The sequence below is a fragment of the Psychrobacter sp. YP14 genome (genome assembly GCF_003209315.1).
In the GTDB taxonomy this organism is placed as follows: Bacteria; Pseudomonadota; Gammaproteobacteria; order Pseudomonadales; family Moraxellaceae; genus Psychrobacter; species Psychrobacter raelei.
The window spans coordinates 2389063-2400923 of record NZ_CP029789.1; the positions used below are offsets into that span (position 1 = coordinate 2389063).

The 11861-nt window shown below is 43.5% G+C and carries 9 protein-coding genes; 6 read left to right on the top strand and 3 right to left on the bottom strand.

The genetic code is table 11. From position 1 onward, the window contains the following. Positions 1-192 precede the first annotated feature (192 nt). The 3 genes from DLE54_RS09765 to DLE54_RS09775 all read left to right on the top strand — a co-directional run bounded on the left by DLE54_RS09765 (position 193) and on the right by DLE54_RS09775 (position 5741). Positions 193-603, top strand: a complete 411-nt coding sequence (locus tag DLE54_RS09765) for an organic hydroperoxide resistance protein (protein ID WP_110817023.1) — start codon at positions 193-195, stop codon at positions 601-603. Between the two features lie 419 nt (positions 604-1022). Next, complete coding sequence (gene polA / locus DLE54_RS09770) at positions 1023-3986, top strand: DNA polymerase I (protein ID WP_413775377.1); 2964 nt, start codon at positions 1023-1025, stop codon at positions 3984-3986. 603 nt (positions 3987-4589) lie between these two features. Then, positions 4590-5741 carry a catalase family protein gene (locus DLE54_RS09775; protein WP_110817025.1) on the top strand — a complete coding sequence of 384 codons (1152 nt, stop codon included), beginning with the start codon at positions 4590-4592 and terminating at the stop codon, positions 5739-5741. A gap of 19 nt (positions 5742-5760) precedes the next feature. Here DLE54_RS09775 and DLE54_RS09780 read toward each other — a convergent pair whose 3' ends face one another. Beyond that, positions 5761-7029, bottom strand: coding sequence for an oxygenase MpaB family protein (locus DLE54_RS09780; RefSeq protein WP_110817026.1), 1269 nt, complete (start codon positions 7027-7029; stop codon positions 5761-5763). 76 nt (positions 7030-7105) lie between these two features. After that, on the bottom strand, positions 7106-8344 hold the full coding sequence (locus DLE54_RS09785; RefSeq protein ID WP_110817027.1) for an alkane 1-monooxygenase: 1239 nt from the start codon (positions 8342-8344) through the stop codon (positions 7106-7108). A 473-nt stretch (positions 8345-8817) separates the two neighbouring features. On the opposite strand from DLE54_RS09785, the gene DLE54_RS09795 reads away from it, so the two are divergent. The 3 genes from DLE54_RS09795 to DLE54_RS09805 all read left to right on the top strand — a co-directional run bounded on the left by DLE54_RS09795 (position 8818) and on the right by DLE54_RS09805 (position 10427). Beyond that, on the top strand, positions 8818-9240 hold the full coding sequence (locus tag DLE54_RS09795; protein WP_162617742.1) for a hypothetical protein: 423 nt from the start codon (positions 8818-8820) through the stop codon (positions 9238-9240). 344 nt (positions 9241-9584) lie between these two features. Beyond that, positions 9585-10127 (top strand): ferritin, encoded by a 543-nt coding sequence (locus tag DLE54_RS09800; protein ID WP_011961268.1) that lies wholly within the window; start codon positions 9585-9587, stop codon positions 10125-10127. Positions 10128-10208: 81 nt separating this feature from the next. Continuing rightward, positions 10209-10427 carry a hypothetical protein gene (locus DLE54_RS09805; protein WP_110817030.1) on the top strand — a complete coding sequence of 73 codons (219 nt, stop codon included), beginning with the start codon at positions 10209-10211 and terminating at the stop codon, positions 10425-10427. A gap of 102 nt (positions 10428-10529) precedes the next feature. On the opposite strand, the gene hemH is transcribed toward DLE54_RS09805, so the two are convergent. Further along, positions 10530-11549, bottom strand: coding sequence for a ferrochelatase (gene hemH / locus DLE54_RS09810; RefSeq protein WP_011961270.1), 1020 nt, complete (start codon positions 11547-11549; stop codon positions 10530-10532). Positions 11550-11861: the final 312 nt, after the last annotated feature.

Here is an 11861-nt window from a genome sequence, read left to right on the forward strand (position 1 = left end):
GTATTGTAACGGATTTCAGTTAAGACTGCAGAAAGATGTTGGCGTCTATGACAGATTAAGATAACGTTACAAACAAGAGGTAAAGCTTTACTAGCCATCAACGCAACATAGCAAGCATTTTGTTATGCTAAGCCTAGATGTTGTAAAAACCTCTTAAAATGTAATGACTATAAATTATAAAAAAGGAATGATATGAAAACTTTATATACCACTCAAGCCACAGTAACTGGCGGTCGTACTGGTTCAGCGGGATTAAATGACAGTGATTTAACCATTGACATGAAAGCGCCAGGTACCGGTAAAGGTAATAACCCTGAACAGCTCTTCGCTATGGGTTATGCCGCTTGCTTTGATAGTGCGTTAGGTGTGGTCAAGCAAATGCAAAAGATTAAATTTGATTCTACTACGCAAGCTGAAGTTCGCCTATTACAAGGTGATGGTCATGACTACAATCTGGCAGTTAAATTACATGTGATCGCGTCTAACACCGAGGCAAGTGCTGAGGAGATTCAAAAGGCCGTAGAAGCGGCTCATGAAGTGTGCCCCTACTCTAAAGCCACACGTGGCAATATCGACGTTGAAGTCAGCTCTGAGCTTAAATAGAGCTTTTAACGCCAACCGTCTTTAAGTGCTCTTAGTACATTCTCTACCTTTAATAGCCCAAACCGCCTTTGCGCCGTTTGGGCTTTTTATTCAGCTGATTTTCTAGAGAGCATGATGAACTGTCTGGTATCAATCACTCACTAATGATCCTAACGACAGTGAAAATTTTAGTTATAATGAGGCTAATTATGATGACCTCATAGCACAACGCTTAGATGGGCCACTAAGCTGCTTAAATAAAAAAACTATTATTAAGCCTCCTTCCTTTAAAACCAACTTCTGATTATTAAAACTTTGACTAAAAGTGATCTCCTATGACCGATAAAACCACTAAAGACACTAACCTCAAAACTGCCGATACCACAACCGACACCTCCCATGCGGCATTAGATCCCAATATATTGCCGGATTTCGAGGCCATGCCTAATGTGGCACAGATGCCTACAGATCATATCGATAAACAGCAGCCACCTTTTGTGCTGGTAGATGGCTCTTACTATCTGTTTCGCACTTACCATGCGCTGCCTAAGACCATGATGACCACTCAAGGCCTGACTACTAATGCCATTCGCGGTACGCTCAATGCGCTACTCAAAGTAATGCGCCGCTATCATCCCACCCATATGGCCGTATGCTTTGACACCAAGTCACCCACGTTTCGTCACACCATGTCAGAGGAATACAAAGCCAATCGGCCAAAAATGGATCCTGAGTTGGCCGAACAAATCCCTTATATTCACCGTTTGGTACGGGCACTTGGCATTCCACTGCTGCGTATTGAAGGCGCTGAGGCTGATGACATTATCGGTACCCTGACCCACCGCGCTATTGAAGAGGGTCATCATGTGGTCATCTCAACCGGTGATAAAGACATGATGCAGCTGGTCAACGACTGTGTCATATTGGAGGACAGCTTCGCCGGCAAAGTGGTCGATGTGCCAGCGGTTGAAGAAAAATTTGGTATTAAACCCAATCAAATCATTGATCTACTTACTCTTATGGGGGATGCTTCTGACGGCATTAAAGGCATCCCTAGTGTCGGTCAAAAAACCGCAGTTAAATGGCTTAATCAGTACCAAACCGTAGACAATATCCTTGCTAACGCTCACAACATCAAAGGCAAAGTGGGCGAAAAGTTGGTGGAGTTTGCAGATAATATTCCCCGTGATCGGCAGCTTGCCACCATTGTGACCAACCTAGATATCGGTCAGGATTGGGAAGACCTGCGCATTAATACCGATAGCAGCGCTTTTGTGGCTGAATTGCGAGACTTATATAGTGAGCTTGAATTCAAAAATGAATTGGCATCATTGGATCATCCCAATCACCCTGCCAACTCAAACGTCCATAGTGTGGCTGATAGCAAAGCCGATGCTGAGTCACAAGCACAAGTGGCCAAAACCCTACAACACCAAAAACAGAGCTCTATTATTGAGCATATCAAAAATAGCAACACGCATGACAAAGCTTGGCACACCATCCTTGATGAGTCTGCCTTTGATAATTTATTAAACAAACTACAGGCAGCGCCTTACTTTGCTGTCGATACCGAGACCACCAGTATCAACTGGCGTGAAGCACAGATCGTGGGCCTGTCCTTTTCTGTGCAAGCGCATGAGGCTTATTATTTACCACTGGCACATGTGGACTATAACGAACCGCAAAAAAAGGCGAAGAACAAAAAAGAAGAAGCCGAGCAAGCAAAACTACTTGCAAATGCAACAGTTGATCCGCTAATAGCCAAACAGCTTGACCGTGATACAGTGCTTGCCAAATTAAAGCCTATTTTAGAGAACCCTAACATTGGCAAAATCGGTCAACATCTAAAATATGATGCTCATGTATTGAGCAAGTATGGTATCGAGTTAAATATGTCACCCAAAAACTGGGAAATGGATACCATGCTCGCAAGCTACGTGTTAAATGCAGCAGCTACCCGTCACAGCATGGACGATCTTGCCCGCCATTATTTGCATACCCAAACCATTAGCTTTGAAGACGTCGCGGGTAAAGGGGCTAAGCAGGTGACCTTTGATAAAGTCGCTATTAACATTGCCAGTGACTATGCGTGTGAAGACGCCGATATTACCTATCAATTGTTTGAGCTGTTCCAAGATAAGCTCAAAGATGACGCGGTCAACCAACGCCTATTGCATGAGCTTGAGATTCCTGTGGCACAGATATTGTGTCAGATGGAGTCCGAAGGCATTATGATCAAACGCTCATTCTTAAACGAGTTGTCTGAGCGCTTTGATGAAGAGATTGTTGCGCTTGAAAAGCAAGCCTACATTGAAGCCGGAGAAGCGTTTAACCTAGGCTCACCTAAGCAATTGGGTGAAATGCTGTTTGATAAGCTTGGCGTTATTGGCGGTAAAAAAACCAAATCCGGTCAATACTCAACCGGTGAGGCAGTATTGTCAAAGATTGAGCACCCACTGGCTGAGATTGCCCTAGAATATCGTAGCTTAGCTAAGCTCAAAAACACCTATACCGATGCACTCGATGCGGTAGCCGATAACGATACTGACCGTGTGCATACCAGCTATCATCAAGCCTTAACCAGTACCGGTCGCCTCTCCTCTACTGATCCAAACTTGCAGAACATTCCTATTCGCACCAAGACTGGCCGCTTAATTCGCCAAGCCTTTATCGCACCTAAAGGCCGAGTGCTACTGGCGGCGGACTACTCACAGATTGAGCTGCGCTTGATGGCACATTTCTCAGGTGACGACAACCTGACTCGCGCCTTTAATGAAGGCTTGGACATTCATAGTGCCACAGCAGCTGAGGTGCTTGGTAAATCAGTCGATGATGTTACCCCAACCGAGCGCCGTAACGCCAAAGCCATTAACTTTGGTTTGCTCTATGGTATGAGCGCCTTTGGTCTGGCCAAGCAAATTCAAATGGGACGCAGTGAAGCACAAGACTATATCAATCAGTACTTCGCACGTTATCCTGGCGTGCAGCGTTATATGCAAGAGACTCGAAATAGCGCGGTAGACAATGGCTATATCGAAACCATCTTAGGGCGTAAGCTTTATACCCCAGACATTCAGCACAGCAATCAAATGGTACGCCGCGGCGCCGAACGTGCTGCGATTAATGCCCCACTACAAGGCAGTGCCGCTGATTTAATTAAGCTTGCGATGATTGCGGTGGATAAAGTATTGCCCAAACAAAATGCCAAAATGCTATTACAGGTGCATGATGAATTGGTATTTGAGGTGGATGCCGATAAGGTCGATCACATTGCTAAGCTTATTAAAAATGCGATGCAAAATGTACTGAGCGATACCGCTAAGCAGATGGGCTGGGATGTTGATTTTGCCGTACCATTATTGGTGGAAACTGGTGTCGGTGATAACTGGGATGAGGCGCATTAGAGGTTGTTTTTTTAGTTTTGAGCAGGGATTAATTCTTAGTAACTAATCCCTGCTTCTTAGTGCTATATTTTTTAACAAAATAACTTTGATTTTATATAGGACATTAATGGGTGCTCAATATGTAGCCTACATCCATAATCCTAATCATAAAGCTCTAACCCTTTAATGGAAATCTTATGCTACTGAACAAATCGCTTACCCAATCTTGCAATTGGCTTAGTAATTATAATTTATACCCAAAACCAAAACATCAAACGCTTAAAGTCGAGCATCAATACCTTATTAAAATCGACTCAAAATGGCGAAGATAAATGCCTAGTTTATCTAAGAGAAAGCTTGAGACATCTCGATAATATTGAGGCTTTTAAAGCCCTAGCCAATTTAGCCGTGAGTACAGACGATTTTTTAATGTCAGTCCCAGTCAAGATAGTGTTTAAAATCTTGTTTTACTTATCCTTGATTTTGACAAAACGCTATGGCTATCGTTAAAGCGGCTCTCATGTTACATATTAATGGCAGAACCTAATCACAAGTTAGCACCTTATTCATAAAATATTTTTTATCATAAATAGGCTACCCACAACCTATTACAGGCAGCCTAATATGCTAAAAAAATTATTTAAGCCAAAATTTGCCAAATTCGATGAAAAATATACCACGTTGAGCGCTCACGACGAATCGATTATGCAAATGGTAGTCGCCGACATCACAGACTATGTCAAAAAGTCCAAAAAAATCAATCATCTCGATCATCACACACGCGCCGTTCATGCCAAAGGCTATTGCGCGCTAAAAGCCAAGTTTGAAATACTGGATAATCTACCCGAAGCCTATGCACAAGGCTTGTATGCCAAAGCTGGCACCCATGATGCGGTGATTCGTTTTTCTAATGCCCAAGGCAATATAGCCCCAGATAGACGACTTGGTATGGGTATTGGACTGGCCTTCAAGATATTTGATGTTCCCGGTAAAAAGCTGACCCCTGATGACCCAGATTGCACCACCTTTGATTATGCACTGGTCAACTCACCGATATTCTTTACCAACTCTGTAGAGGATTATGCTTATTTATCGAAACTGGTGTTTGGCGTTAATGAGTATCTGGGTAATAATAATCTTGGTTTAATAAAATTTGGCTTTCACTGGCTCACTAAATACGGCAAAGAGCTTCCTGATTTACAAGGGCTACAAACCCTAAATGCGTTTCGTAAAATAGCGACGGTTAAGCCCAAAAACCCTTGGCTGTACGATTGCTTTTCACAAGGCGTAGTACGTCATGGCGACTATATGGGTAAAATTAGAATCACCCCAACCAAATCCGCCAAACAAAAAATCAAACAGCCCAAAATTCATTTATTTACAAAAGATGAGGCGATTAGACCGGTATTATTGGATGAAATTCGTACCCACGATTATGAGTATGACGTTCAAATTCAGCTGTGCCGTAATGTCAAAAAACAACCTATCGAAAAGATCACTCAAGAGTGGGATGAGTCTAAAGCGCCCTTCGTGACCATTGGCAAGCTGACTATCCCTAAGCAAGAGGTCACTGACGATGGTAACTTTGCGGCCATGGAGCACTTATCCTTCTCTGTGTTTAGAGCCTTGGAAGAAAACCGTCCAATTGGACGTATTCAACAGTCTCGCCTGCAAGCCTATCGCACCTCATCTAAAGTTCGCCATGAACAAAATGCGGTGCAGCGCCGTGAGCCGGCCAGTCTTGCACAAGTTTTTGATACGTCCGCTTTTGTTTAATAGGCGTGGTTTTTAAGTGTTATAGGCGGGGCGGTTTATTGGCATAGTAAGGGTCATTCTCTCTTAGCCACCAGTTCATATTATGCTGGCGGCCACGTCTAAACCGCTCAATTTGCTTATCCAGTACCGGGTGCAGCCGGCGTGCGGTATCAATACCAAACAACACGGGCGCACTTAGTAGTATCCCTTGTCGCAGTGGTAGCTTAGGTAGGTTCAAACCGTCACCGATATCATCACCAACAAAGGTGCGGGTCACACTGGCATTGACCAGCTCAACGGCATGCCCGCGCCAATTGGTCTCACCCATAATCTCTGATGGCAAATCATGCAGCGCCTTTGCCAGTGGTCTGCCTACCTCAAAGTCAAGCTTCTGAGTGGATAAATACGTATATAGCCACTCCCAAGCGTCTTGCTCTGTTTTAGGAATACGCGCTAGATCCACCCCCATCCACCAAGTCGCTAAACGCCACAGATGCATAATGCCTTTTGCCTCTTCATCGGTGATGCGTGCACCTAGCCATTTTAGACCCCGTGAGATTAGCAAGGAGAACTGCAAATGGGTCGCAATCATATCTGACTGATTCACCGGCTGCGCCCAATACTCACTGTCCCAGCCATCTTTGATAAGACCTTTGCGGATAAAGCTATGCAGCTGGCGCACTCTAATGGTCTGTCGCCATGCCTCCCCGCCAATCGCTAAAACCGTCGCATCGTCAGTCACCTTAGGGTGCTCGGAGACTGCCATCATATAGCCATACGTACGATACAGGCGTGCTAATGCATCATGCACCAATGATCCGGTTTTTATCAGCGGTAACGATAAAGCTGGAATGCTATAGCCTGCCATTAACGCCACATTACGCAGCAGCCAGACCAAGGTCAGCGGATAGCGCCTGTAGGCAACGGCTCCTTTTTCAGCCAGCTTGGCATCGAACCAATCGGGATGGGTGGCAAACTGATCGTGCAGATCTTTAAAATCAGGGTCATCCATTAAGTAGGCTTTATCAGAGGCTACAAACGCCTCTTTATCGATGATTGACTGCTGCAACGCATCTGCAAATTTGCCATGCTTTTTGATGAGGTTATCGACAATGGGATCGGTGAGCTCATAACCATCAGCAATCTGCTCTAATAACTCAGGCTTGAGCGTATAATCTTTTGGCAATAAAAATCGGCGCATGCGCTGTAACACTTGCAGCGTGTCATTAGCACCAAAGCTTGCACTACGCCCATAATTATAAATCTTTAAGGCGCTTATCGAGTCAAGCTGCGTGTTATGAGAGGGCATAATACTGATGTCCTTATTTGCTCTATTCAATGATTAGTCTAGCCCGCTATGCGCTCTATTTTGACTAAATAGCGGCCTATGAATAACCCAGCCAGTCTAACCCTTTACGAATAAGATTGGTGGCTTTTTGCATACGCGGGCTCAGCGGTTTGTCATGCTTATTGATTTTGCCCATGTCACCCTTGTAATGCGCGACTACCCTTTTATTCATGATGGCAAACCATAACGGCGGTATATAAGCTGGCACAATCATACTGGCATAACCGCTGGGCAACTGCGGAGACTCATCAAAGTGGCGCAGTACTTGATACGGACGATTGGGATGCGCATGGTGATCAGAATGGCGCTGTAATTGGTATAAGAATAAATTAGTCACCGTGTTATTACTGTTCCAGCTGTGATCGGGGCGGGTTGGCTCATATCGGCCTTGGCTGTCTTTTTGACGCAATAAGCCATAATGCTCAAGATAATTAACAGACTCTAATAAGCTAAAGCCATATAACGCTTGAATAGCGATAAACGGGAGCACTTTTTTACCATTTAGTTGGTACAAAGCGGCATATAAGCCCGCGGTAATCGCCCAGCCTTGCAATAACTCATTATCTTTGTGCCAAAAGCCTTTGTTTCTGCGCGCCAGCCGCCTACGCTCAATAGCAATGGCTGAGCGCAGCCCGCCAATTACTGTACGCGGTAAAAACTGCCAAAAGCTTTCATTATAACGACTACTGGCAGGGTCCTCGGGTGTCGCCACCCAGCGGTGATGCCCATAATTATGCTCAATAGCAAAATGGCCATAGGCAGAAGGCGCCAAGCTCACTCTGGCCAGTGTCCGATTCAACTTATCATTTTTATGGCCCAGCTCGTGTGCGGTATTGATGGCAATACCACTACCAATACCGGCAGTAATTGCCACCCCCAGTTTGTTATACCAAGGCAACTGCCTATGGCTAAATTGATGGGCTGCAATAAACAGGGCGATATAATTTAGGGGAATAAAAGCATGGGCAATTTTTTGATAATACGCATCAGTCTGTAATGCTTTAAATAACGGCTCTGGTAAATTGTCACTGTCTTTACCAATCAGAACATCCAAGGCTGGAATAAAGGTATAGGTAAAGAGGCTACCTGACCAAGCCATCACGGTATTTTTTAGATCAAAGCCTTGTTGGTCTTTAACCCCTAAGTACATCGCCCAACCGATAATAGGCGCCAGTGGACTCAGTAGCCACAATTTGCGTTTGGGGTCTTGGCTCTGGGCATAGCTTGCGGCTTTGATAACCTGATATCTGTGTTCAGGTTGTAAATTTGTCGTCATTATATACTCCTTGTCAGCCCAGAATTCATCAAAGTGAGCTCATCCTTAACTTAACACTAGATTAGAATATTTAAAATATAATCGCAACTTAAATTAAATAGCCTTTTATATCTATCTTCATAGATAGTTTTGCTAGCACTAAATAGTCATGACTCAAATATAGAAATTTTTCCAATTCAGTATTACAATTAAGAATACATCAAAAATTAATGGTAGTTATTAATATAAACTTAAATTAAATTTTTTTTTGTTTTAGCATTTCTTGTATGTATCCGATGACAACCTGCCTATCCCTGAATTGTCTAACCTTTATTAAAGTATTATTATTAAAGTACTAGGAGTCGCTTATTATTACTGAAGATAGCCTCATCGAGATTTTTGAAGCCATTGCTTTGTTGATCTGTTTAATTCCCTGCGCCAAATATGCCTTAAATAGCCAACTTAAGATCGCTCGATATTTCTGGTTCGGCGCTGTGTTGGTATTTTTCTCTGCGATATGCCGAGAGTTAAGCTTTGTTCCAGACATGTTGGTTCCTAAAGGCTTTATCTTATTAGGACAGTCCTATGAGTGGTGGGAAGACAGCTTCTTGTTGGTTGTGACATTGACCGCGTTGGGCAGTTTAATTTATAGCTGGCGCTATGTGGTTGCCGTGCTAAAAGGCGTACCTAAATGGCTTTATGCATTCACAGGTACCCTACTGTTTTTTCAGTATCTTGGAGAACACCACATTGGCTTTGATCATAACCTTGGAGTATGGGTAGAAGAGGTCTCTGAAGGCATTATCTACCTTACTGCTTTGATTTATTTATGGCGCTTTAAGCTCACAGAATTTAATCAGCAATTACAGCAGCGTTTGCCTACAGCTGCGCTAAAATCTAAGACGCTAGTTGAGTAATCGCTATCAGCGCCTAAGACTCAACTTCTACTGGTACTTTTTTTGCTTGATGTGAGACTCAGCGGTAGGTCACCCCACAAAAGTTACAACTTATTAACGTGTCTCACACAATTCGCACAACTCATAACTCAGCTTTACTCATAACGTGAAGTACTGCTCTTATAATGATTGCAGCATTAGCAATTTACTGGTCATATTTACCTCTTTGGCCTTACATATATCATTTGATAACTATATACCTAATAAATTAGATCTATAAAAAATAATTTAGATATATAAAAAGCGGATTAGCGTTGGCCAACGTTTTGTAATGACTAAAATAAATAAATTATAAGGATAAGATAATGAGCGACAAGCGTATTTCTGACAGTATGGAAAAAGCACTAAATGAACAGATGAATAATGAAGCTGCGCAAGCTCAAGCCTATTTATCATTAGGTGTGTGGGCAGATTCAAATAACTACTCTGGTATTGCTGAATTCTTCTATAAGCACTCAGAAGAAGAGCGCCAGCATATGTTCAAGTTTTTAGAATATATTCAGGCGCGTGGCGGTGAAGCAAAAATCGGCTCTATCCCTGCGCCGCGTGATAACCCAGTGGATCTTGAGTCTTGTATTGAAGATGTGTGGCAACACGAACTTGATAACTCTAAAAAAATCTATGCGCTAGTAGACAAAGCGTTAGAAGAAAAAGACTGGCCAACGTTCAACTTTTTACAATGGTTCGTAAAAGAGCAAATTGAAGAAGAAGCCTTAATTGATGGTCTGCGTGATAAGTATGCCTTGGCCTCTGAGAGTAAAGATAACAATGCCAACTTCTACTCCTTAGACCGCGATATGGCAGGCGCCTCTCAAGAAGCTGAGCTGCCTCGTGATCAAAAACTGTAGTCGTAAAACTGGTTTATCCTTCATATTCACAAGTATATTTACAAGGCCTAAGTCATTTAAGGCATAGGTGAGGACATTGTTATGAAAAACCCTATAGATATTGCCATGGACTTAGATGCTATGGACAATAATGATATTCCTGCAGAAGGACTCACCCCCATACACCGTCAGAGTATCGATGAGTCGCGTATTGATGAGGTATTGGTAGAGGATGCTTTGGATGATAGTGACTATCCCACCATTCGTGATATCGCCGATAATGACGCGGTAAAGCACAGCTATGATAATGACGATGAGTGATGACTTATAGTCAATCATCTAAAGCTAAAAAAGCACCCTGGCGTCAGTCAGGGTGCTTTTTTATTGTAGGCTAGTTAATGGTAATCTAGTTGGTCACAAACGCTAGGTCCACCCCTCCAAAGTAGAAGCCCAGCCAGCAACTAAAGGCTTGGCCAATGCTTCCATTAAGTCGATATGTGCCTCATCATCATTAAGCGCAGGAATATAATGATATTCTTGGCCGCCAGCATTAATAAAATTGTCTCTATTTTCCATTGCCAGCTCTTCAAGTGTCTCTAAGCAATCTGCCGAAAACGCTGGGCTGACCACCTGTACTGAGCGTACACCTGCTTTGCCCCACTGCTCTAAAGTCACATCTGTATAAGGCTTGACCCACTCTTGCTTGCCAAAGCGTGACTGGAAACTAATGATCCATTCATCCTGACTAAGCCCTAGTTCCTGCGCCACTTGGGCTGCTGTACATTTACAGCGTTTAGGATAAGGATCCCCTTTGTCTGCATAGGGCTGCGGAATGCCGTGGAAGCTAAACATCAACTTATCTGGCTTGCCATGTACTGCTTGAAAGCGGCGAATAGAGTCAGCCAAGGCTTTGATATATAAAGGATGCGCAAAGTAGTCTTTAACAATGGTGTAACTGGGTAGGTTGCGCTGCTTTAGCGACCATTTAGTCAGTGCATCATAGACCGCCCCGCCTGATGTGGCTGAGTACTGTGGAAATAACGGCAATATCACAAAATGCTCTACCCCTTCAGCGCATAACTTATCCATCACATCAGGTAAGCCTGGATTACCATAGCTCATGGCAGGATGTACACTGATGTTAAAAGGTCCCATACTTCCCTCAAGGCGGGCATGCAATTTATCTACCTGCTGATTTAATATCTTACGAATGGGGGAATCGCCTTCCCAAACACTGGCATAGGCTTCTGCCACACGCTTAGGACGGGTTGGTAATACAAATAAATTAAGGATGATTGCCCACAAAAACTGAGGAATCTCAATCACTCTAGGGTCAGATAAGAACTGCTTAAGATAACGGCGAACCGCAGGGGCTGTGGGCTCATCTGGTGTACCGAGATTGACCAATAAAACAGCAATGCGTGGAGGGTTATTGGGTTTCATATTACAGAAGATATCCTTGATAGTGGGGGCACAACACTCACTTAGGCCAATCACTTTGACAAAAGCTTACCTCAAGTTTTTATCAAAGCCAATTGAGTGGTCATATTGATTGGCCATAAAGCTTCAGTGTACCATTATTAAGAGGCATTTGACCAAAGTTGATACCCGAAAACCGGCGTGACTAGGCGCGGTATCTAAGCTGCCATAAGCCAAAAAAGTGCGCTGCCAGATGTCAGTTGTACTCAAAGACATAGGCGCCTACAATAGCGGATAAAAGCGAATAGTTTTCAATAGTTTCAAGGCTTGCATCAC